The organism is Haemophilus sp. HMSC068C11 (assembly GCF_001815355.1).
Lineage (GTDB): Bacteria > Pseudomonadota > Gammaproteobacteria > Enterobacterales > Pasteurellaceae > Haemophilus_D.
Window position 1 is genome coordinate 38801 of record NZ_KV820375.1, and the last position, 22196, is coordinate 60996.

General features: G+C 39.8%; 23 protein-coding genes. 6 read left to right on the top strand and 17 right to left on the bottom strand.

Going from position 1 to position 22196, the window contains the following annotated elements:
• Position 1: 1 nt before the first annotated feature.
• Both HMPREF3020_RS07235 and HMPREF3020_RS07240 read left to right on the top strand, forming a co-directional pair.
• Positions 2–853, top strand: a complete 852-nt coding sequence (locus HMPREF3020_RS07235; protein ID WP_070776049.1) for a metal ABC transporter permease — start codon at positions 2–4, stop codon at positions 851–853.
• On the top strand, positions 846–1679 hold the full coding sequence (locus HMPREF3020_RS07240; protein ID WP_070776050.1) for a metal ABC transporter permease: 834 nt from the start codon (positions 846–848) through the stop codon (positions 1677–1679). The genes HMPREF3020_RS07235 and HMPREF3020_RS07240 overlap by 8 nt, the downstream gene beginning before the upstream one ends.
• 34 nt (positions 1680–1713) lie before the next feature.
• Here HMPREF3020_RS07240 and rlmC read toward each other — a convergent pair whose 3' ends face one another.
• The 11 genes from rlmC to rpmH form a co-directional block, all read right to left on the bottom strand.
• Positions 1714–2886 carry a 23S rRNA (uracil(747)-C(5))-methyltransferase RlmC gene (gene rlmC / locus HMPREF3020_RS07245; RefSeq protein ID WP_070776051.1) on the bottom strand — a complete coding sequence of 391 codons (1173 nt, stop codon included), beginning with the start codon at positions 2884–2886 and terminating at the stop codon, positions 1714–1716.
• On the bottom strand, positions 2883–3926 hold the full coding sequence (gene nagZ, locus HMPREF3020_RS07250; RefSeq protein ID WP_054419678.1) for a beta-N-acetylhexosaminidase: 1044 nt from the start codon (positions 3924–3926) through the stop codon (positions 2883–2885). The genes rlmC and nagZ overlap by 4 nt, the downstream gene beginning before the upstream one ends.
• 3 nt (positions 3927–3929) lie before the next feature.
• On the bottom strand, positions 3930–4277 hold the full coding sequence (locus HMPREF3020_RS07255; protein ID WP_049357021.1) for a DUF1425 domain-containing protein: 348 nt from the start codon (positions 4275–4277) through the stop codon (positions 3930–3932).
• Complete coding sequence (hinT, locus tag HMPREF3020_RS07260; protein WP_005695575.1) at positions 4277–4627, bottom strand: purine nucleoside phosphoramidase; 351 nt, start codon at positions 4625–4627, stop codon at positions 4277–4279. The genes HMPREF3020_RS07255 and hinT overlap by 1 nt, the downstream gene beginning before the upstream one ends.
• Positions 4628–4727: 100 nt before the next feature.
• Positions 4728–6605: a peptidylprolyl isomerase gene (gene ppiD / locus HMPREF3020_RS07265; protein WP_070776052.1), complete on the bottom strand. Its 1878-nt coding sequence runs from the start codon at positions 6603–6605 to the stop codon at positions 4728–4730.
• 67 nt (positions 6606–6672) lie between these two features.
• Positions 6673–7230, bottom strand: coding sequence for a manganese efflux pump MntP (locus tag HMPREF3020_RS07270; RefSeq protein WP_005699957.1), 558 nt, complete (start codon positions 7228–7230; stop codon positions 6673–6675).
• A gap of 10 nt (positions 7231–7240) precedes the next feature.
• On the bottom strand, positions 7241–8599 hold the full coding sequence (gene mnmE / locus HMPREF3020_RS07275) for a tRNA uridine-5-carboxymethylaminomethyl(34) synthesis GTPase MnmE (protein ID WP_049371893.1): 1359 nt from the start codon (positions 8597–8599) through the stop codon (positions 7241–7243).
• Between the two features lie 127 nt (positions 8600–8726).
• Complete coding sequence (gene yidC, locus HMPREF3020_RS07280; protein WP_070590571.1) at positions 8727–10355, bottom strand: membrane protein insertase YidC; 1629 nt, start codon at positions 10353–10355, stop codon at positions 8727–8729.
• Positions 10355–10618 (bottom strand): membrane protein insertion efficiency factor YidD, encoded by a 264-nt coding sequence (gene yidD, locus HMPREF3020_RS07285; protein WP_005695569.1) that lies wholly within the window; start codon positions 10616–10618, stop codon positions 10355–10357. The genes yidC and yidD overlap by 1 nt, the downstream gene beginning before the upstream one ends.
• Positions 10573–10941: a ribonuclease P protein component gene (gene rnpA, locus HMPREF3020_RS07290; protein ID WP_014064016.1), complete on the bottom strand. Its 369-nt coding sequence runs from the start codon at positions 10939–10941 to the stop codon at positions 10573–10575. The genes yidD and rnpA overlap by 46 nt, the downstream gene beginning before the upstream one ends.
• Positions 10942–10953: 12 nt before the next feature.
• Complete coding sequence (gene rpmH / locus HMPREF3020_RS07295) at positions 10954–11088, bottom strand: 50S ribosomal protein L34 (RefSeq protein ID WP_005539760.1); 135 nt, start codon at positions 11086–11088, stop codon at positions 10954–10956.
• Positions 11089–11406: 318 nt separating this feature from the next.
• On the opposite strand from rpmH, the gene dnaA reads away from it, so the two are divergent.
• The 3 genes from dnaA to recF are packed head-to-tail and all read left to right on the top strand — an operon-like array spanning position 11407 to position 14973.
• On the top strand, positions 11407–12774 hold the full coding sequence (gene dnaA, locus HMPREF3020_RS07300) for a chromosomal replication initiator protein DnaA (RefSeq protein WP_070776053.1): 1368 nt from the start codon (positions 11407–11409) through the stop codon (positions 12772–12774).
• Positions 12775–12784: 10 nt separating this feature from the next.
• Complete coding sequence (dnaN, locus tag HMPREF3020_RS07305) at positions 12785–13885, top strand: DNA polymerase III subunit beta (RefSeq protein ID WP_014064018.1); 1101 nt, start codon at positions 12785–12787, stop codon at positions 13883–13885.
• Between the two features lie 5 nt (positions 13886–13890).
• Positions 13891–14973 (top strand): DNA replication/repair protein RecF, encoded by a 1083-nt coding sequence (gene recF / locus HMPREF3020_RS07310; protein ID WP_070776054.1) that lies wholly within the window; start codon positions 13891–13893, stop codon positions 14971–14973.
• Between the two features lie 63 nt (positions 14974–15036).
• Here recF and nagA read toward each other — a convergent pair whose 3' ends face one another.
• From nagA to HMPREF3020_RS07340, 6 genes are all read right to left on the bottom strand, one after another.
• Positions 15037–16182, bottom strand: a complete 1146-nt coding sequence (gene nagA, locus HMPREF3020_RS07315) for an N-acetylglucosamine-6-phosphate deacetylase (protein WP_070776055.1) — start codon at positions 16180–16182, stop codon at positions 15037–15039.
• Positions 16183–16218: 36 nt separating this feature from the next.
• Positions 16219–17022: a glucosamine-6-phosphate deaminase gene (nagB, locus tag HMPREF3020_RS07320; RefSeq protein ID WP_014064021.1), complete on the bottom strand. Its 804-nt coding sequence runs from the start codon at positions 17020–17022 to the stop codon at positions 16219–16221.
• An 88-nt stretch (positions 17023–17110) separates the two neighbouring features.
• On the bottom strand, positions 17111–17989 hold the full coding sequence (gene nanA, locus HMPREF3020_RS07325) for an N-acetylneuraminate lyase (RefSeq protein WP_005695560.1): 879 nt from the start codon (positions 17987–17989) through the stop codon (positions 17111–17113).
• A 9-nt stretch (positions 17990–17998) separates the two neighbouring features.
• On the bottom strand, positions 17999–18865 hold the full coding sequence (locus HMPREF3020_RS07330) for a MurR/RpiR family transcriptional regulator (protein ID WP_070776056.1): 867 nt from the start codon (positions 18863–18865) through the stop codon (positions 17999–18001).
• Entirely contained in the window at positions 18858–19796 is a 939-nt protein-coding gene (locus tag HMPREF3020_RS07335) for an N-acetylmannosamine kinase (RefSeq protein ID WP_070776057.1), read from the bottom strand. Before HMPREF3020_RS07335 ends, HMPREF3020_RS07330 begins: the two co-directional genes overlap by 8 nt.
• An 11-nt stretch (positions 19797–19807) precedes the next feature.
• Entirely contained in the window at positions 19808–20497 is a 690-nt protein-coding gene (locus tag HMPREF3020_RS07340) for an N-acetylmannosamine-6-phosphate 2-epimerase (protein ID WP_049372873.1), read from the bottom strand.
• Positions 20498–20714: 217 nt separating this feature from the next.
• Between HMPREF3020_RS07340 and nagE the strand changes: the two genes are divergently transcribed.
• Positions 20715–22181: an N-acetylglucosamine-specific PTS transporter subunit IIBC gene (nagE, locus tag HMPREF3020_RS07345; RefSeq protein WP_070776058.1), complete on the top strand. Its 1467-nt coding sequence runs from the start codon at positions 20715–20717 to the stop codon at positions 22179–22181.
• The last annotated feature ends 15 nt before the right edge of the window (positions 22182–22196 follow it).

Here is a 22196-nt window from a genome sequence, read left to right on the forward strand (position 1 = left end):
CATGCTTGAATATTTACTGGAACCTTTCTCCTATGAATATATGCAAAAAGCCATGTGGATAAGTGCCGCAGTTGGTGGCATTTGTGCCTTTCTTTCTGCCTATTTAATGTTGAAAGGCTGGTCATTAATTGGCGACGCGCTCTCTCATTCCGTGGTTCCGGGTGTGGCGATAGCTTATGCCTTTTCACTCCCCTATGCTTTAGGTGCTTTTTTTGCCGGAATTTTGGCCGCACTTTCCATTTTATGGATCAAATCCATTTCTAAACTCAAAGAAGATGCCGTTATCGGCTTTATTTTCAGCACATTCTTTGCCTTGGGATTGTTGATTATTTCTCTGAATCCAACTTCAATAAATGTGCAAAACATCATTCTCGGTAATATCCTTGGTATTGCTGATGAAGATATTTATCAAGTCGCAATTATTATGCTGATCTGCTTAGTTTTATTACTGATTTTTTGGAAGGATCTATTACTGATTTTCTTTGATGAAACGCAAGCAATAACGGTTGGGCTTTCGCCACTGTTTTACAAAGTTCTCTTTTTTACGCTCTTGAGTGCTTGTGTCGTTGCGGCATTACAAACTGTCGGGGCGGTTTTAGTGATTGCGATGGTAATCACACCTGGCGCAACCGCCTATTTACTTACTGACAAGTTCAAAACTCTTATCAAAATTGCCGTAGCATTAGGCGCAATCACTGGTTTCGTCGGTGTCTATTTAAGCTATTATCTGGATGGCACAACAGGTGGTGTCATCGTGACATTGCAAACCTTGTTATTTTTATTGGCTTTTCTATTCTCACCTAAATACGGATTAATCAGTCAAAAACGACGTAAGGTGGTGGATTATGACTGAGATGTTCGCCATTTTCGTTGAGCCATTTCAATTTGCCTTTATGCAAAATGCGCTACTCACGGCATTAGTGGTTGCCGTGATCTGTGCGCTACTCTCTTGCTATTTAGTATTGAAAGGATGGTCATTGATGGGCGATGCCATTTCTCATGCTGTCCTACCTGGCATTGTCTTAGCTTTTTTAGCTGGTATTCCATTAGTGATAGGTGCATTTGTCTCAGGTATTGCCTGCGCCTTAGGGGTAGGTTATTTAAAAGAAAATAGCCGTATCAAAGAAGATACCGCGATGGGGATTGTATTTTCGGGAATGTTTGCCATTGGTTTGGTATTGTTCACTAAAATCCAAACCTCACAACATCTCACACACATCTTATTTGGTAACGTATTGGGTGTAAGCAGACAAGAGCTGATTCAAACGGCTATCATCGCCTTGATCATTTTTATTTTACTTGGATTAAAGCGTCGTGATTTTCTGCTTTACTGCTTTGATCCTAGCCATGCCCGTGTTGCAGGGCTCTCACCTAAATTATTGCACTATGGCTTGCTCACATTACTCGCGCTCACCATTGTGAGTACGATGCAAGTCGTTGGGGTTATTCTAGTTGTAGCGATGCTAATTGCGCCTGGCATCACCGCGCTAACCCTGACGAATCGCTTCGATAAAATGCTGGTTATTGCTATCATCAGCGCTGTAACTGCAAGTCTACTAGGCGTGCTACTTAGCTATCATTTTGATGCGTCCACTGGTGCATGCATTATTTTGTTACAGGCAGCATTCTTCTTAATAGCATTAATTTATAGCAAAATAAAAGTGCGGTTAAATTTCTAAATAAAAAAGCTAACATTTCTGTTAGCTTTTTTTGTTAACCATTGCGTTTTAATAATATCAGTGCTTCATAATGCGCTGTATGCGGGAACATATCAAATAATTGAATTTGAGTAAGTTTATAATTGGTTAGGTGTTGCAAATCTTTTCCCATGGAAATCGCGTTACAGCTGGAATAAAGAATAAAGTGCGGTTGCATTTCATTGAGAAACTCAGCGAGTTCCTTTCCGATACCTCGACGAGGCGGGTTGACGATCACCAAATCTGGTTTGTTTTCATCTTGTGTTAAAGCAAAATTAGCCGCATCCAAAGATTGGAATTTAACGTTGTTTAGCCCTAACACCTGAGCGGATTGAGTCGCCGCTTGAATAGCAGATGCCGAAATTTCAATCCCGGTCAATTCCACTTCTTGCTGATGTTTATCCTGTAAAGCTTTAGCGCAATGCAGTCCAAAACCTCCAACGCCACAAAAGAGATCCCAAAGTTTAGTAATCGGCAAATCTTGTACCCAATCTTGTGCCGTTGCATATAGCCCTTGTGCTACAAGTGGATTCGTTTGGAAGAAACCTTGAGGACGAATAAACAACGGAATACCGTTAAAGCTTTCTGATAAAGTATGTTGGTCAGTCAAAAAGATTTCTTTCTCACCTTCTAAGATCGCCGCATGTTGAGGTTGGATATTCACGCTCACCACTTCAAGTTGTGGTAATTTTTCCAATAAGCCTGCAAATTCACGTTGAATTAACGATAATTTAGTTTCTGAACGCAATACAAAACGCAACATCAATTTTTTTGTATGTTGGCTTTCTGTAAGCAGAATATATTTCAGCTCACCTTTTTGTTTAGCCACGTTATAAGGGACTAAGCCTGCACGTCCAATAAAATCTTTTAGAATCGGAAAGAGTTCAGCAAAGCGTTTTGGATAAAGCGGGCAATCACATAAATCGACCGCACTTTGTGGATCATTCGGGTCTTGTAAAATACCTAAAATGGGACGTTCCACCGCGCCACTTACAACCATTTTCGCTTTATTACGAAAGGCAGTCTCGGAGGAATAAAAAGGCGGATGCCAAATTAAATTATCACAATCTAATTTGGCAAGTTGTTGTTTTAGATGCTCTTCTTTCTTGGCGAGTTGCTGTTCATAAGGCATTTCAAGCCATTGACAAGAACGGCAATCGCCTTTTTGATAATGATGGCAATCAATCATTTAGAAGCAAGCCACTCTTGTTGAAGTGCGGTCAGTTTTTGATGATTTTCAATCCAACGCGAAGTTTTTGTGAGTTCTGACCAATCAAAGGATTTTTGTTTAAAGAGCGATTTCAAGCGAGCTTGGCGTGCTGCGAAATGCTCTGTTGTTTCCTCTAACTTCAGATTATCAAGCACTTGAATGACACCTTCTCGCTCATTACAAAGCAATAATAAGTCACAACCAGCCTTCAAGGCTTTTTCACTGCGAGCCACAAAATCGCCCATAAAGCCTGCGCCTTTCATGCCTAAATCATCAGAGAAAATCGCCCCTTCAAATCCCAACTGTTTACGCAAAATCTCTTTTAACCAATAACTCGAACCGCTTGCTGGCTGGCTATCACATTGTGTATAAATCACGTGAGCCGGCATAATCGCATCAAGCTTACTCTGTTGAATTAATTGCTGGAATGGCAAAATATCATGATTAAAAATCACTTCTTTTGCGCGCTCATCATAAGGGGTTTCAAGATGAGAATCAGCTAAAACATGGCCGTGTCCCGGGAAGTGTTTTCCTGTTGTTGCCATGCCCGCCTGGTGCATACCATCAATAAAAGCTGCTGCTAAATTGACCGCACTTTTTACATCACAGCCAAAACTACGATCACCAATCGCACGACATTCGTGACCTAAATCCAACACCGGAGCAAAACTCAAATCAATATCTAGCGCCACCATTTCAGCCGCCATTTGCCAACCCGCTTCTTTTGCTATTTGCTGTTGCTGAGCTGAGTCCTCAACTAATGCCGCAAAAGCCTGCATCGCAGGGAGCTGAGTGAAACCTTCACGGAAACGTTGCACGCGACCACCTTCTTGATCGACTGTGACCAATAAAGGCTTTTTCACTCGTTGACGAATGGATTTAATTAGCGCTTGAACTTGCTGACGATCATAAAAATTGCGGGTAAATAAAATCAAACCAGCAACTAAAGGATGTTCCAGTAATTCAACTTCTTCTTGTTTGAGCTCATGACCTTCAAGGTCAATTAATAATGTGGACATAAACTATTGTAAGTAAAGACGATAATTGCTACTTTCTGTGCTTGGTTTTAGTATCTCAAACACTTTCTTTTCTTGTGGTTGCAATAAAATATTGCCTGATTGGCTTTCTTGCTGATTAGGCCAAACTTGCGTTACACCTTGTGTGTTATACCAATAAAGATGGTAAAGCACATTGAGTTGTTGCGTAGTTTTATTTTTTAAGGCTGCGGTATTATCAGACAAATCAACATCTAAAGCCGGTGCTAAATTTGCCGCCATATTTAAAATTGGCTTATTGGTTCCTACAATATTTGGTGCAGATGAACAAGCCGTTAAAAATAATACCGTTGCTGTAATTAGGATCTTTTTCATTATTTCGCCAACATTCTACCTAAAGGTTCACCACCAACAAGATGCATATGAATATGGAATACTTCTTGTCCACCGTGTTTATTACAGTTCACAATTAAACGGTAACCGTCTTCGGCAATGCCTTCTTCTTTAGCAATTTTAGCCGCGACAGTAAATAAGCGACCCAAGGTAACTTCATCTTGTTCTGTCACATCATTCACCGTTGGAATGACTTTATTTGGGATAATCAAAATATGGGTTTTCGCTTGCGGTGAAATATCACGGAATGCGGTCACTAATTCATCTTGATAAACAATATTGGCGGGAATTTCTTTACGAATAATTTTGCTGAAAATGGTTTCTTGAGCCATAGTCTTCTCCTTATTTTATATAAAAAAGTGCGGTCAAAATTTACCGCACTTTGCTTTTATTTTCCATCAGAAATTGATGATGAATGACATTTCAATCAGCTTAGTGAGCCGCACCTTCTTCTGAATCATCTTGATTAATAAAGCTGGTATTAATCTCGATTTGTGCTTTTTCACGTAATGCTTGCATTAACTGTCCTTGCAATTCGCCTTGACGCGCACGAACAAGTTGAGTGCTAAATTTCGCTAACTCTTGCTCATTTAAAGTAGGTTCTTCTACACGTTCAAGGGCAACCACAACCACATCACCTTTGCTGTTACGAGCAACTTGATAAGCCACTTTACCATCTTGTGGTTTTGCAATGGCAAATACACCTTCATAAAGCACTGGATCTTTATTATCCACTAACGTAAAGGTTTGTGGCTCACTAAAACTAATACCGGCAGGTAATTTGGTTTGATCTGCAGATAGCGCTTTAACGGCTTGCTCTGCTTTTTCAGTCAATACTTTATCGGCTTTTTCACGTTTTAAGAATTGCTCAATCGTTGATTTCGCTTCATCAAGGCTTTGTAAACCTTCAGCTTTGTGATCCACGACACGTACCACAACAAATTCATTTTCACCTACAGTTAATGGCTCAGAATTTGCACCACCGTTTGCAATATCAGATTCAAAAATAGCAGAAGTCACATTTGGGAAATTTAATGCCGCAGGGACATTGTTTTTACCAAAGTAATCCGTTTCTTCCACTTTCACACCTGCAGCATCCGCTACCGCAGCTAATGAATCACTGCTTTCGGCTGCTTTTTCACGAACGGCTTTTTCTACTGCTTGGAAACGGCTTTCTGCTAAGTTTTTACGCACAGTATCCGCGATTTGTTCTTTCACTTCTTCTAAAGTACGTTCTTTACGATCTTGCACTAAAATAATATGGTAAGCCCCATCCACATTAACCGGTGTGCTGTATTGACCAACATTTAACAATAATGCTGCATCTTCAAAGTTTTTCGGTAATTCGTTGTCTTTTACCCAACCTAATTCACCGCCTTGAGCACCAGAAAGTTTATCTAGGGATTTTGTTTTTGCTAACTCAGCAAAATCAGCACCTTTTTTCAGTTCTTGATAAACGGAATCCGCTTCTTTCTCAGTTGATAATTGAATATGTGCTAATTTTTGGCTAATGAATTGCGCTTTATTTTCTTGATAATATTGTGCAATTTGTGTTTCAGTGACAGGTTGTAACTTACCTAATTCATTTGCTGAGACGTGAATATATTGCACTTTCGCTTGTTCAGGTTGAACAAGTGATTTCGCATTCGCATCGTAATAGGCTTTAATTTCTTCGTCCGTTACTTTTTGTTTTGCAATTTCATCGGCTAATGGAAGAGTTACAAGACGAGCGATACGTTTTTGGAAAAAGACTTGTGCGTTATCTTTCACTTGAGCCGGCACGACAAACTCACTGTCAGCCAAACCGTTTTGCATTTGTTCAAGTGTTAATGCATTACGTAAAATAGCCGCATAAGTATCGGATGTTAAGCCATTTTGGGACAATAATTGTTGATAGCGCACGTTATCAAATTTACCGTTAGATTGTAAGTTAGGATCGCTCACAATCGCGCGCTTGATCATCTCATCACTTACACCTAATTTTAATTCTTTCGCATATTGACGGATTAACTCTTGATCAACCAAACGTTGAATTAAATTTTGACGAAGTGCGGTCACAAATTCCACAGAGTCAGTTTTCGCTAGGAAGCTCTCGCCTTCTTGTTGAGCTCTAGCTTCAAACTCTTGGTTATAACGATTTAAGAAATCTTGTTGAGAGATTGTCTCGCCATTTACTTTTGCCGCAAAACTATCATTGCTGCTATACAGATAACCTGACATCCCACCAATCAAAAATGAAACTGGAATTAAAGCAAAGATCGCTTTTCCGATAAAACTATGGGCGATGCCATGCATTTTTTCAATTAACATTCAATTATTACCCTTTTAAAAAAGACAAAGTTCATAGGATTATAATCTAAAAGGCGAAAATTCGCACTTAAAAAACACCATGTTCGTGTAGGATTTTCACAGCCATGACTAATAACACTAAACCGCCAAAAATCTCTGCTTTGCTTTTGAATTTTTTCCCTAAAAAATGACCGCTCTTTACACCAATAAAAGAGATGACAAAGGTGATTAAATCAATGATAAATACAGCCAACACAATGTCTACGGAAAGAAAAGCAAAAGAGACACCAACGGCTAACGCATCAATGCTCGTTGCCACACCAAGTGTTAGTAAGTGTTTTAAACTAATCAATGAGAGCGCAGGTTCATCATCTGAACTCACCCCTTCACGAATCATATTCACACCAATAAGCACAAGTAAAGCAAAGGCAATCCAATGGTCCCAATTTTGAATCATCTGACTAAATTGTAGCCCGACAACATAGCCGATTGCCGGCATAATGCCTTGAAATAGTCCAAAACAGCATGCAATGGCAAGCGCTTGTTTCCACCGAAAAGCGCGCATTGCCAAACCTTTGGAAATGGATACTGCAAACGCATCCATCGAAAGACCAAGCGCAATGACCCACAACATATGAAAAGTCATAACCTAAAACCTATTTTCCAATACAGAAAGAACTGAAAATATTCCCGAGTAAATCATCCGAGGTAAATTGCCCCGTAATTTCACTGAGGTTAGCTTGTACTAAACGAAGTTCTTCCGCTAACAATTCACCAGCATGAAACTCGGTTAATTGAACTAATCCAATTTGTAAATGTTCGGCCGCTTTTTCTAAAGCATCAAGATGACGACGACGTGCTAAGAAGCCACCTTCCATCCCTGTTTGGAAACCCATCGCCTGTTTTAAATGCTCACGTAATAAATCTACGCCTTGATGCGTTTGAGCCGATAAACAAACGGTCGTTGTTCCATTTTCTTCTTTTAGTCCAACTGTCTCGCCGCTTAAATCTACTTTATTGCGGACAATGGTCACCGGCATATTATTTGGCAATTTTGATAAAAATTCTGACCGCACTTTTTCAATATGTTGGCTATCAGGATCGCTGCTGTCCAACATCAAAATTATACGATCGGCTTGCTCAATTTCAGTCCACGCACGCGAGATGCCGATACGTTCAACTTCGTCTGTCGCTTCACGAAGTCCTGCAGTATCAATAATATGTAAAGGCATGCCATCAATATGAATATGCTCACGCAATACATCGCGCGTCGTTCCCGCAATATCTGTCACAATAGCCGCTTCTCTGCCCGCTAAAGCATTCAGTAAGCTGGATTTACCCGCATTTGGACGACCCGCAATCACCACTTTCATCCCTTCACGTAAAATCGAGCCTTGTTTCGCTTCGCTACGGACTAAATCAAGTTGATTAATAATTTCTCGTAATTTTGCTTCAATTTTACCGTCTGCCAAGAAGTCAATTTCTTCATCGGGGAAATCAATCGACGCTTCCACATAAGTACGAAGATAAATGACGGAATCCACCAACTGATTCACTTTATTAGAAAATTCACCTTGTAATGATTTTAATGCCGAACGAGCGGCTTGCTCCGAAGTGGCATCAATCAAATCTGCAATAGCTTCTGCTTGAGCTAAATCTAATTTATCGTTTAAAAAAGCCTGTTCTGAAAATTCACCTGGACGCGCAAGACGAACACCATCAAGTTGTAAGATTCGTTTTAGCAACAAATCTAATACTACTTGGCCGCCATGACCTTGTAATTCCAATACATCTTCACCAGTAAAGGAATTTGGTGATTTAAAATAAAGCGCAATGCCTTGATCTAATACTGTGCCATCGGCATCTTTAAAAGGTAAATAGTCTGCCATTCTTGGTTTAGGGCATTTACCTAGTACAGCTTGTGCCACTTCAAGGGCTTTCGGGCCTGATACACGCAAAATACCAATACCGCCACGTCCTGGCGCTGTCGCTTGTGCAACGATTGTTTCTTTCATAAAAACTCACTAAAAATTGACCGCACTTTTATTGGCGATTAAAAAATGAGAGGGCGCATTAATACGCCCATGTGATTATATATCAATCAATGATAGAAAAAAGGCATCTTTCGATGCCTTCTATTTGTTATTTTTTACGGGTATGTAACCCTTTTTTCTCTAAACCACGGTAGATCATTTGTTGTTGTACGATAGTGATTAAGTTAGACACTAACCAGTAAAGTACCAGACCTGCCGGGAACCAGAGGAAGAAGAACATGAAGATCAACGGCATGAAGTTCATCACTTTTTGTTGCATTGGATCTGCAACCGGTGTTGGTGACATTTTTTGTAACAAGAACATTGATCCGCCCATTAAGATTGGAAGAATGTAGTAAGGGTCTTGTGCCGATAAATCTTGAATCCAACCAAAGAATGGCGCATGACGAAGTTCAACTGCTTCCATAAACGTCCAGTATAATGCAATGAAAATTGGCATTTGGAGGATTAATGGTAAGCAACCACCAAGTGGATTTACTTTTTCTTCTTTGTAAAGTTTCATCATTTCTTGGCTCATACGTTGGCGATCATCACCAAAACGTTCGCGCATTTCTTGCATTTTCGGTTGCAACATACGCATTTTCGCCATAGAAGTGTATTGTGCTTTTGTAAGCGGATATAAAATCGCTTTAACCACTAAGGTGACACAAATAATTGCCACACCCCAGTTAGATACAATACTTTGAATGAAAGTTAATAACCAGAATAATGGTTTCGCGATGAACCATGCCCAACCATAATCGACAGTTAAGTCTAAGTGGTTAGCCACTTCAGCCATTTTGTTTTGTAATTTCGGACCTGTCCATAATGAGCTGGTAATAGTCTCTGTTGCACCTGCTGGAATAGAAACGACTGGACCACGATAACCAATAGACGCAACGTTATTTTTACTGTCTGTAATACTATAAAGTTGGTTATTTACATCTTGATTTGGGATCCAAGCTGATACGAAATAGTGTTGTAAAATAGCAACCCAACCTGCTTTGGTATCGATAGAAAGATTTTTATCTTTCATATCGCTGAAGCTGTATTTTTTGTAATTGGTTTCTGAAGAAGAATACGCACCACCGGTATAAGTAGGCATTGCCACGTTACCGCTGCTTTCAACTAATGTGTGTTTTAATTGGCCGTAAGGTTCAACTTCAATTGCACTACCACTTTGGTTCACAATTTCAAAGTTAACACCGACATCGTAACTATCACGTTTTAACACAAAGATTTTACGATAAGTCACACCATCTTTTTCAAATGTTAATGGCACTGAAAGTTCATTTTGACCTTCTGCTAATTTGAAATTATCGCCAGTAACTTGATATTGCGCACGACCTGCTTTTGTATCGATCCCGTTTTTACCAATTAAACCGCTTTGTGCAATGTAAACATGCTCGTTTGTATCTTTTAACAAGACGAAAGGTTCTTTTGAACCTAATTCTGCATCATATTTTAATAGTTCAGAACTGATTACATCACCACCTAATGTATCCACTTTCAAACGGAGTACATCATTTTCTAATGTGATAATTTGACCTTTTGTTTGTGAATCTGCCACTACTTCAGCAGATGAAGAAGAACTTGCCGGGACATCAGAAGAGGCGGCTGTTGTTTGTTCCGTGGTCTGTTGTTGAACAGGTGGATTTTTATCAAGTTGCCATTGCTGATAAACAAGGAAAGAAATAAAGAGTAGTGCAAGCACTAATAGGCTACGTCTTGAGTCCATTATTTTTTCTCATCGTTATTATTAATCTTTTTCGGCGGAACAGGATCGAATCCACCGGCGCTTAAGGGGTGACATTTTAATACACGTTTTAGCGTAAGCCAACTACCTTTTAACAATCCATGTGTTTTTAACGCCTCAATACCATAGCAAGAACAGGTTGGCACAAAACGACAACGCGGCCCGATTAAAGGGCTAATCGCTACTTGATAAAACTTAATTAAAGCGATGAGGATTTTTGTGCCAAACGAATGTGACGTGCCCATAATTTATCCAAAGTTTGTAAAAACGTTTGATTATCAAGCTGACCAATGCCACGTTTCGCCACAAAGACAAAGTCACAAGAGGGCAAATTATGTTGAGATAAACGAAAACTTTCACGAACTAAACGTTTAATACGATTACGATCGTGCGCTCGTTTAAGATGTTTTTTAGCCACAGTTAAACCTAAGCGTGGATGCTCAAGATTATTTTTGCGTGCGAGAATGGTAATTTCAGGGGTGCTTGCTCGAAACGGTTGTTCGAAGACATTTTTGAATTGAGTGGGAGTTAACAATCGTAACTCCCGAGAGAAGTTTAGCTTAATCACTAAAAGAGGTGATTATGCAGATAAACTCTTACGACCTTTAGCACGACGACGAGCTAAAACTTGACGGCCGTTTTTAGTTGCCATACGAGCACGGAAACCGTGAGTACGGCTACGTTTTAATACAGAAGGTTGAAATGTACGTTTCATTGTAATCTACCTAAATCAAAATGGTTTACTGTTTTGATATTCAAAACACAACAAGGGTTATAAAAAATAGACCGCAATTTTAATCATAAATTGGGCTTTCGTCAAATAAGAAAAGAGAAAATTCCGAAATAATCTTCCGTTTCTTCTAAAATCGTGGGGATTATACGGATTTTGGACAAAATCTCAAGCAACCTTTTTGTCTTTTTTTGACGACCAACAGAAGATCTTTTGCCTAAATTATTGTAAAATTCTCTTCGATTTTTAACCGCACTTTTGCGGCTTTTATTTTATACGCATATAACATAAGGATAATTTATCGTGAGCCTTTCTACCCTATGGCAAGATTGCTTATCACAACTACAAGATCAGGTTTCCCCGATGGATCTCAGCACATGGTTACGCCCATTACAAGCGGATATCATCTCGCAAGATCAAGTGGTGTTATATGCGTCAAATATGTTTGTGAAAAGCTGGGTAGAAAATCATTACTTGGCCCAAATTCATCAAATTTGCCAAGCCCTTGCTAAAAATCCAAATTTACAAATTATCGTAAAAGAAGGGGTAAAACCTGCACCAAAAGCAATTGAACCAGCCCCGAGTCAATCATCTAATCATCAAGAAAGTGCGGTGAGTTTTCAGCAAGAGTCTGATGCGTCAACTAAATTTGAATCACACCTAAATCGTAAACATTTATTTGAAAACTTTGTTGAAGGTAAATCAAACCAACTCGCCCGTGCCGTAGGTCAAAAACTCGCTCTCGCACCAGGTGAACCAACAGCAAACCCATTCTTTTTATATGGTGGTACAGGTTTAGGTAAAACTCACTTATTACACGCAATCGGTAATGGCATTTTAGCGAATAAACCGAATGCCAGAGTGCTTTATATCCATGCTAATAATTTTATGCAGCACATGGTAAAAGCGATGCGTGATAATAAAATGGAGCAATTCAAAAAATTCTATCGTTCTCTTGATGCATTGTTAGTGGATGATATTCAATTCTTCGCAGAAAAAGAAAAAACACAAGAAGAATTTTTCCATATTTTCAATAGTTTATTTGAAACTGGCCGTCAAATCATTTTGACTTCTGACCGCTATCCAAAAGAAATTGAAAAAATTGAAGAACGCCTAAAATCTCGTTTCGGTTGGGGTTTAACGACTGCGATTGAACCACCAGATTTAGAAACCCGTGTTGCGATTTTGCTGAAAAAAGCAGAAGAACATAATATGGAACTGTCAGAAGAAGTAGCATTCTTTATTGCACAACGTTTACGCACCAATGTTCGTGAATTAGAAGGCGCATTAAACCGTGTGAAAGCGATGCAAGACTTCAAAGGTGGTCACATTGATATTGATTTTGTTCGTGACACATTAAAAGATATTCTTGCCTTACAAGAACGTTTGGTAACCATTGAAAATATTCAGAAAGTCGTGGCAGAATACTATCGAATTAAAGTGGCTGATTTAAAATCAAAAAGCAGAGCAAGATCAGTCACTCGCCCACGCCAAGTTGCGATGGCGTTAGCAAAAGAATTAACCAATAAAAGCTTACCGGAAATTGGCCGTGCCTTTGAACGCGATCACACGACAGTCTTAAATGCCTGCCGTGAAGTGCCTAAATTCCGTGAAAAAGACAGCAGTATTCAAGAAGATTGGGCGAATTTAATTCGCACATTATCTGCATAAGGAGCCAATGATGCAATTTAGCATTTCAAGAGAAAATCTATTAAAACCCTTACAGCAAGTTTGTGGCGTATTAAGCAATCGTCCGAATATTCCTGTATTAAATAACGTGTTATTACAAATTGAAGATAACCGTTTAACGATTACAGGTACGGACCTTGAAGTTGAGCTGTCTAGCTATACTCAACTTTCTTCTTCAACTGCTGATGGCGCTTTCACTATTCCGGCTAAAAAATTCTTAGATATTTGCCGTACATTATCAGATGAATTTGAAATTACAGTTACCTTTGAAGAAGATCGCGCCATTGTAGAATCAGGTCGCAGTAAGTTTAATCTCACTACTCTGCCCGCTGAAGAATACCCAAATCTAACGGATTGGCAATCTGAAGTGGATTTTGCCTTACCGCAAAGCACCTTGCGTCGTTTAATTGAAGCAACCCAATTTTCAATGGCAAACCAGGATGCCCGCTATTTCTTAAACGGCATGAAATTTGAAACGGAAGGTAATTTATTACGTACTGTTGCAACTGACGGTCACCGTCTTGCTGTTTGTACGATCGAATTAGATCAAGATCTGCAAACCCATTCAGTTATTCTCCCTCGCAAAGGTGTATTAGAACTGAATCGCTTATTAGAAAGCAGTGACGAACTTGCTCGTTTGCAAATCGGCACGAATAATCTTCGCATTCACTTAAACCACATTGTGTTTACCTCAAAACTCATTGATGGTCGCTTCCCTGATTACCGTCGTGTATTACCACGTAATGCAACTCGTATCGTAGAAGGTAACTGGGAAACCTTAAAACAAGCCTTTGTACGTGCTTCTATCCTTTCAAATGAACGTGTACGTAGCGTGCGTTTAAACTTAAGTGAAAACCAACTTAAAATTACCGCATCGAACCCAGAACACGAAGTGGCAGAAGAAATCGTGGATGTGAATTATCAAGGTGAAGAAATGGAAGTGGGCTTTAATGTGACTTACATTTTAGATGTATTGAATGCCTTAAAATGCCAACAAGTACGCATTCGCCTCACAGATGCATCATCAAGCTGCTTAATTGAAAACAGTGAAGATGCAAGCGCAGAATACGTCATTATGCCAATGCGCCTCTAAGAATAATGGCCATCTCTCGCTTAATTGTTGAAAAATTTAGAAATTTAAATGCCGTGGATCTTGAATTTGATCACGGCTTTAACTTTTTAGTCGGCAATAACGGCAGCGGAAAAACGAGCTTATTAGAAGCCATTTTTTATCTCGGACATGGACGCTCTTTCAAAAGTGCGGTCTCAAATCGCATCATTTCTTACGATGAACCTCATTTCACGCTTTTTGGCCAAATTCAAGAAAGCCAGCATCAATGGTCTGTTGGCTTACAAAAACTTCGTCAAGGTAATACCATCGCAAAAATAAACGGTGAAGATGGCAATAAAATTGCCGATCTTGCTCACCTTTTACCGATGCAATTAATTACGCCTGAAGGGCTGACCCTATTAAATGGTGGACCTAGCTTTCGACGCGCATTTTTAGATTGGGGCTTATTCCACCACCATAACAGTTTCCATTCCTCTTGGGTCACATTAAACCGCTTATTAAAGCAACGAAATGCCGCATTAAGTCAAAATCAGCCTTATTCTGCAATAAAAATATGGGATATTGAATTAGCTAAATTAGCCCATCAAGTGAGTGATTGGCGTGCTGAATATGCTGAAGCCTTACGCCCAGAAATTGAAAAAACCTGCCAGTTATTTTTACCTGAATTAGAGATTACTGTCAGCTTTCATCAAGGCTGGGAGAAAGAGACAGAATATGGTGAATTATTGGCGCAAAACTTTGAGCGAGACAAAGCCATTGGCTATACGGTTTCTGGTCCACAAAAAGCGGATTTCCGCTTTAAAGCCAATGGACTCCCTGTAGAAGATGTACTCTCTCGCGGTCAATTAAAATTATTGATGTGTGCGCTACGTTTAGCGCAAGGTGAACATTTAATGATTCAAAAACAGCGTCATTGTATCTTCCTAATTGATGACTTTGCCTCAGAGTTGGATCAACATAAACGTGCCTTGCTTGCGGAACGCTTGCAACAAAGTGGATCTCAAGTCTTTGTTACTGCCATCACTCAAGGTCAACTCAAAGAGATGCAAGTGGGAAAAGGAAAATTGTTCCAAGTGGATACCGGTAAGATCACCGTACTACAGTCATAAAAAATAATCCGATCTGTTTAAAGATCGGATTACGTTTAAAACAATACTATTTTTGACCGCACTTTAGTTTGGTTTCCATTCGCCGTTTAATACGGTACCAATCACATCATAATCTTTTGTGAACACTGCCAAGTTTGCTACCTTACCTGCTTCAACTGAGCCTAAACGATCATCTACGCCAATCGCTCTCGCAGGGTAAAGGTTACTCATGCGAATCGCCTCTGCTAATGGAATTTCTACATACTCTACAGCATTCTTAATAGATTCCATCATGGTAATTGATGCGCCCGCAATCGTACCATTTGCATCGTAGCAACGACCTTCTTTCACATAAATTGGTTTTCCTACAAAGGTGAAGGTTTCCAATTCAGGTGGTGCACCTGCAGCAGCAAGAGAATCGGTTACAATGCAAAGTTTGTCACCTTTCGCTTTTTTATCTAAGCGAACGTTACCAAAGTTCACATGCACGCCATCTACAATAATCCCCGTGTAAATATCAGAATCTAACACTGCACCAACTACGCCCATTGCTCGTCCTGAACTGATCGGCGACATGGCATTGTGTAAGTGAGTCGCAAAAGTCGCACCTTTATGAAAGGCAGCTTTCGCCACTTCATAAGTCGCATTAGAATGACCAATAGACACAATAATGCCTGCTTTCACAAAATCAGGAATATATTGCACTGTTGGGTTTTCAGCGGCAATGGTCAGCTTAGTAATCACATCAGCATTACTACATAAGAAATCCTTCATCTCAGGCGTCGCTTCACGGATATATTCCGGGCGATGTACGCCTTTTTTCTCTAAGCTCAAATAAGGCCCTTCGATGTGTAAACCAAGCGCTTGATTTTTATGCTTATTCAAATACTCACGCATGATATTTACTGCGTATTTAATATCTTCATCCGGTGCGGTAATAAACGTTGGTAAGAAACTGGTGCAGCCTGATTTCAAATTAGTCGCTTGCATAATTTCTAATGTTTCTACGCTTGTTTGATCGTTAAACATCACGCCACCACAACCGTTTAATTGCAGATCAATAAAGCCTGCCGTGAGATTATGACCTTGCAAATCAATGGTTTTAATCCCACTTTCTAATTCGCTTTGTGGAATAACAGATTGAATATATTCCCCTTCAATAACCACTGCATAATCTCTTAACACTTCATTTTTCGTGTAGATTACGCTGTTAATTAATGCATGCTTCATCATACCTTCCTAAAATCCAATTAAAATTAACCGCATTTATAATACACTATGAATTGCGCGCCCTTCCAATTCAGTAAAATATTTCACTGTTTTGACTTTCAATTCTTGCAATGCTGGCTCATCACATACCAAAACGAAATGACGATGAAGCTGTAAAGCACTCACTGTCCAAAGGTGATTAATACTGCCCTCTACGGCTGCTTGTACAGCTAACGCTTTATTATGACCCGTTGCTAAAATCATCACTTCTTCTGCATCAAGTAATGTCCCTACACCGATTGTTAAGGCATATTTTGGTACTTGATTTACGTCATTATTAAAGAAACGAGAATTCGCGATAATAGTATCTGGCGTTAACGTTTTAATACGGGTACGCGAACTTAAAGAAGACGCAGGTTCATTAAAGGCAATATGTCCGTCAACACCGACTCCGCCCATAAATAAATGAATTTTGCCATAAGATTTAATTTTTTCTTCATAACGGCGGCATTCTTCATCATGGTCATTGGTATTACCATTTAAAATATTGATATTTTGCGGTTGAATATCAATATGGTTGAAGAAATTATTATGCATAAAACTGTGATAGCTTTCTGGATGTTCTTTTGGCAAGCCTACATATTCATCCATATTGAAGGTCACCACATGTTTAAAACTCACTTCTCCCGCTTGATTTAATTTAATCAATTCCTGATAGGTCTTAAGTGGCGTACCACCTGTTGGTAAACCTAATACAAAAGGACGTTCTGCGGTAGGTTTAAAATGATTAATTCGATCAGCAATATGACGCGCCGCCCAACGGCTGACTTGTTGTTCATTGTTCAGAGGAATGAGACGCATAATAACCTTCCTTATCAGTACCACACCGACATTCTTTCCTCTCCGATAGAGAGAGGAAAGAAGTAAGTGCGGTCACTTTTCCATTAATTTATAAATATTTTGCTTTTAACTCTTTCGCTTTTGCTAATTGCTCTGGTGTTGCTTTCGCTGTCATTGGCTCACGGCAATAACCTGCATCCACGCCATCTAGTTTCAATAACTCTTTGATAGTGAGATATAAGCCATTCGCTAAAATGCCTTCGATAAGATCATTGGTCACATGTTGAACTTGAAGCGCATCAGCCAATTTACCTTGTTTGGTTAATTCAAAGATTTGTCTTGCGCGTACACCATTAACGTTGAATGTACTACCGATCGCACCATCTACACCAAGAGATACAGCTGGAACCATCATTTCATCAAAACCAGCCCAAATGAGGTGATTTGGATAAGCTTTTTTCAAACGTTCTAATAAATAGAAGTCCCCAGCGGTAAATTTCACACCAAGCACTTTCGGGTTTTTATAAAGTTCGCCGAATTGCTCAATACCCATGTTCACACCTGTTAAGAACGGAATTGAGTACACGATCATGTTATTGCCTGTCTCTGCAATAATGGTGTCGTAGTAATGTTTGATTTCAGGGAAACTGAATTTGTAGTAGAAAGGCGTTACCGCAGAAAGACTGTCATAGCCTAATTCCGTTGCATATTTACCTAATTCCACTGCTTCATGTAAGTTCACGCTACCCACTTGTGCGATTAACGCGACTTGGTCTTTTGCTTCATCTTTCGCGATACGGAAAATTTGTTTTTTCTCTTCCGTAGAAAGCATGAAGTTTTCACCTGTTGAGCCACCTACATATAAACCATCAATTTTCATCTTATCAATGTTATAGCGAATAATTTCACGCAAGCCTTTTTCATTGATAGAGCCATCTTCATTGAATGATACTAATAACGCACTAAAAATACCTTTTAAGTTACGCATTTTTCTCTCCTATTTGATACGTTGTTCTAAAATGACATTTAATGTTTTTTGCTTTATTTTGACCGCACTTTCCTGTGATGCCTGTACTAATAAAGCGTAAATCAAATCTAATACGAATAATTGAGCAATCTTCGTACCGATAGAGTCGCCTTGTAGCTTACCTTGTTTATTACCATTCACTAAAACAAGATCGGCATATTCAGTGATTGGAGAACGCAAGCTGTGTGTAATCGCAATGGTTTTGGCGCCATTTTCTTTGGCGATTTTCATGGTATGAGTGGTTTCTTGAGAATAACCGGAATGGCTCAAACCAATTGCCACATCTTTTTTCGTCAATAAAGATGCCTGCATATACATAAAATGGTTGTTACCTGTCGCATCCACTTGCACACCGATACGCATTAGTTTATTTTTAGCATCTTCCGCAGTAATACCGGATGTACCCACACCAAATAAAAAGACACGATTTGCTTGCTGAATGGCTTTTACTGCCTCCTCCAACTGCTCAAAATCTAATAAATTAATGGTTTCATCCATCACGTTATTGATGGCAGATTTCAGCTTATGCGCGATATTCAATGAGTTGTCAGAATCGGTAATATCTGAATCTAATACGGTGTTATCTTTGCCATCCTTCGTCGCAAGCTCGATGGATAATTCCAATTTAAAATCGCTGAAGCCTTTAAAGCCGAGAGTACGGCAAAAACGCACAAAGGTCGCTTCCCCGACTTCTAAATGAGCCGCAATTTCAGCTAGAGGACATTGCACCGCAAGATAAGGATTCAGTAAAATCGCATCCGCAATTTTCTTTTCAGTTTTCGTTAAACTGCGATATAACGAGCTGATGGTATTTAAAATATTGCCATTTTTAGCCATAAACCACTCCCGTATTTTTTGCTTGTAATAAGCAATCTTTTACCCAGTAAGCTGCACCAATCAAGCCAGCATCTTGCCCGAATTTAGCACTTTCTAATTCACAATGATAAACAGCGGGAAGTTCACTTAATAAAGATTGAACCAACGGTAAATAACCTTCTGCTAATCCGACACTACCACCAACTACGACTTTCTGCATATCTAAGCCAATCTTCAAATCCGCAATTAAATTCGCAATAGCTTGGGCTGAACGAGTCACAAGTGCGGTCGCTTTTTCATCATTTTGACGGAAACGCGCAAAGACTTCTTTCGGATCACAAGGCTCATCCCACTGAGAAGAAACCGCTTCAATCGCGCGACCAGATGCAATGGCTTCAACACAACCACGGCGACCACATCCACAAACGGGGCCATTAGGATCGGCTAAAGTATGACCAATATGTCCTGCTATGCCATTTGGATCAGTAAGTAAACGATGATTTAAAATTAAACCGCCCCCTACGCCTGTTGAAACCGTAATAAAGGTAAAGTTTTGAACATCATTAGGATTTTGTAGTTGATACTCGGCGTAGGCTGCCGCTTGCACATCATTAAGTAAGCCAATTGGTTTATCGGTGTGCTGTGCAATACTGTCTTTTAATGGGAATTGAGCTAATCCACCCAAGTTTTTAGGATTAAGTGCAGTCAGAATGCCTTGATTAATAATGCCCGTTGAAGCAACGGCGACATAATCAAACTGCCCTTCATATTCTTTTAACAACTGAGCAAGGGTTTGATGCATCGCTTGCGCAGCATCATCTTGTGGCGTGGAAATCTGTTTTCGCTGCTCAATTTCGCCATTTTTCACAATAGCAGAAGCAATTTTCGTGCCACCAATATCTAATGCCAAACAACGCTGTAATGCTTGGCCACTATCCACTGTTAATGACATGTCTTCTTCCTTTATTTTTTTGCTGAATGAATGGCTTTAGCAAACCAGCTTACAATATGCTCTAAACGCGTTAGTGCAGAACCAACTGTCACGCAATAAGCACCAATTTCAATGGCTGTTTTCGCCAACTCAGGGGTGTTATAACGTCCTTCCGCCATGACACGACAGCCTGCGGCTTTCAAATCTTTGACTAATTGATAATCCGGCTCTTCCGGCACAGCGCCACCTGTATAGCCTGACATCGTACTCCCCACGATATCAAAACCGAGTTTTTGACAATACAAACCTTCTTCTAAATTCGAACAATCTGCCATGGCTAAACAGCCTAATTCATGGATTTTTTTGACCGCACTTTCAATATCTACCGGTCTAGGACGATTTGTCCCATCCACGGCAATAATATCTGCACCGGCTTTCGCTAAATCTTCAATATCATGCAAAAACGGAGTAATTCGCACTGGGCTGTCAGGTAAATCACGTTTCACAATACCAATAATCGGCACATTCACGGTAGGGCGTGTTGCTTTGAGATTTTCTACGCCCTCAATGCGCAATCCCGCTGCGCCACCAATGACAGAAGCCTGCGCCATCGCCGCCACGATTTCAGGTTTATCCATAGGGCCGTCATCGACAGGCTGACAAGAAGCAATAAGACCAAATTTGATTTTATCTAAGACTTCATTATGTGATAATTTCGACATATAAACTCCTATATTAGACAGTAACACTTGGTTTCCTTTTGGCTTTTTCGTCATTATAGTGAAACTCACACCATAAAAAAATATTTTTTGAAGTTTAATTTCAAAATTTGTGATCGGCTTCTCAAATTTAAGATAAAGTGACAACATCTATACAAAATATTTTTTTTTACTTTAAAATATGAAGTAATACTTCATTACTTATAAATAGGAGAAAAAAATGAATGTGTTAGGTTATGCGCAAAAAATTGGGCAGGCCTTGATGGTACCTGTCGCTGTCTTACCAGCAGCTGCTGTACTGATGGGTATCGGTTATTGGCTTGACCCTGATGGCTGGGGTGCAAACAGTCAACTTGCTGCATTTTTAATAAAATCAGGCGGTGCTATCATCGATAACATGGGCCTGCTTTTTGCCGTTGGCGTTGCTTTCGGTTTATCTAAGGACAAACATGGTTCTGCTGCGCTTTCAGGCTTAGTAGGTTACTATGTGGTAACCACTCTACTTTCACCTGGCAGTGTTGCTCAACTACAACATATCGATGTAAGTGAAGTGCCTGCTGCCTTCGGGAAAATCAATAACCAATTTATTGGGATTTTAATCGGGGTGATTTCAGCTGAACTTTATAACCGCTTCTATCAAGTAGAATTGCCAAAAGCCCTTTCCTTCTTTAGCGGAAAACGTCTCGTGCCGATTGTTGTATCTTTTGTCATGATGCTTCTCAGCTTCGTATTGCTCTACATCTGGCCATATATTTTCGGCGGTTTAGTATCATTCGGTGAAAGCATTAAAGATTTAGGTGCAGTTGGTGCGGGTCTTTATGGTTTCTTCAACCGTTTACTCATTCCGGTTGGCTTACACCACGCATTAAACTCTGTATTCTGGTTTGACGTGGCCGGTATCAACGATATTCCAAACTTCTTAGGTGGTGCAAAATCACTTGCTGAAGGTACGGCAACAGTTGGTGTAACGGGTATGTATCAAGCAGGTTTCTTCCCTGTCATGATGTTCGGTTTACCAGGTGCAGCATTAGCAATTTATCTCAGTGCTAAACCAAGCCAAAGAACTAAAGTGGCATCAATCATGCTTGCGGGTGCGTTTGCCTCATTCTTCACTGGTATCACCGAGCCATTAGAATTCTCTTTCATGTTTGTTGCACCAGTGCTTTACTTCATCCACGCGGTATTGACCGGTATTTCCGTCTTTATCGCGGCGACAATGCATTGGATCGCAGGCTTCGGTTTCAGTGCAGGTCTCGTGGATATGGTACTTTCATCACGCAACCCATTAGCCGTTGAATGGTATATGCTAATCGTACAAGGCTTAGTATTCTTCGTGATTTACTACGTGGTATTCCGTTTTGCAATTAAAGCGTTCAACTTAAAAACATTAGGTCGCACAGAAGAAGCGGAAGAAACCACTACAGCAAAACCAGCAGCGAGCCAATCTCGCGAAGAAAGAGCGGTCAAATTTATTGATGCTTTAGGTGGTGCAGATAACTTCAAAAATATTGATGCTTGTATCACTCGCTTACGTTTGAGCTTAGTGGATCAACACAAAATTAATGAAGAACAGCTTAAGTCTCTTGGCGCAAAAGGTATCGTGAAAATCGGTAACGATGGCTTACAAGTGGTTCTCGGCCCTGAAGCTGAACTTGTGGCAGAAGCCATAAAACAAAAAGTAAAATAAAACACACCAAATGAA